Genomic DNA, 1,121 nt, shown 5'->3' with positions numbered 1-1,121 from the left:
GCCCGCATGGGGGTGAAGGCGATCATCGTGGTGCCCGTGACGACCCCGCAGGTGAAAGTCGACGCGGTGCGCGCGCATGGCGGGGCGACCGTCGAAGTCGTGCAGTTCGGCGAATCCTATAGCGATGCGTACGGGCACGCGGTGAAGCTGCAGGAAGAACGCGGCCTGACGTTTGTCCACCCGTTCGACGATCCGTACGTGATCGCCGGCCAGGGCACGGTCGCGATGGAGATTCTCAGCCAGCATCAGGGCCCGATCCACGCGATCTTCGTGCCGATCGGTGGTGGTGGCCTAGCGGCAGGTGTGGCCGCGTACGTGAAATCGGTGCGCCCGGAGATCAAGGTGATCGGCGTGCAGACCGACGACTCGTGTGCGATGGCGGCTTCCTTGAAAGCAGGCGAACGGGTCACATTGAACGAAGTCGGGCTGTTCTCGGATGGCACGGCCGTGAAGCTGGTCGGCGAGGAAACCTTCCGCCTGTGCCGCGAATATCTCGACGACGTGCTGCTCGTGAATACCGATGCGCTGTGCGCCGCGATCAAGGACGTGTTCCAGGACACCCGCAGCGTGCTGGAGCCGGCCGGCGCACTGGCCGTGGCGGGTGCCAAACAGTATGCCGAGCGCGAAGGCATCGAGGACCAGACGCTGATTGCGATCACGTCCGGCGCGAACATGAACTTCGATCGCATGCGTTTCGTGGCGGAGCGCGCTGAAGTCGGTGAAGCGCGTGAAGCCGTGTTCGCCGTGACGATTCCGGAAGAGCGCGGCAGTTTCCGCCGGTTCTGCGAACTGGTGGGCACGCGCAGCGTCACCGAGTTCAACTACCGCATTGCGGACGCGAATTCAGCCCATATCTTCGTCGGTGTGCAGATCCGCAATCGCAGCGAATCCGCGCAGATCGCGGGCGCATTTGAAGCGCATGGTTTTGCCACCGTCGATCTGACTTTCGATGAACTGTCAAAGCAGCACATCCGTTATATGGTCGGCGGCCGTTCGCCGCTGGCCCACGACGAACGCCTGTTCCGCTTCGAGTTTCCGGAGCGTCCGGGCGCGCTGATGAAGTTCTTGTCGTCGATGGCGCCGAACTGGAATATCAGCCTGTTCCACTATCGCAACCAGGG

At 63.0% G+C, this 1,121-nt stretch carries 1 protein-coding gene; it reads left to right on the top strand.

Features of this window, described 5'->3' with window-relative positions; translation table 11 throughout:
- On the top strand, positions 1–1,121 hold a 1,121-nt coding region (gene ilvA, locus FSO04_RS45810; RefSeq protein WP_154568011.1), incomplete at both ends, for a threonine ammonia-lyase, biosynthetic.

This window comes from Paraburkholderia madseniana (genome assembly GCF_009690905.1).
Lineage (GTDB): Bacteria > Pseudomonadota > Gammaproteobacteria > Burkholderiales > Burkholderiaceae > Paraburkholderia > Paraburkholderia madseniana.
The sequence above is the reverse complement of the archived record's forward strand: the minus strand, read 5'-3'. Positions and strand labels throughout refer to the sequence as shown.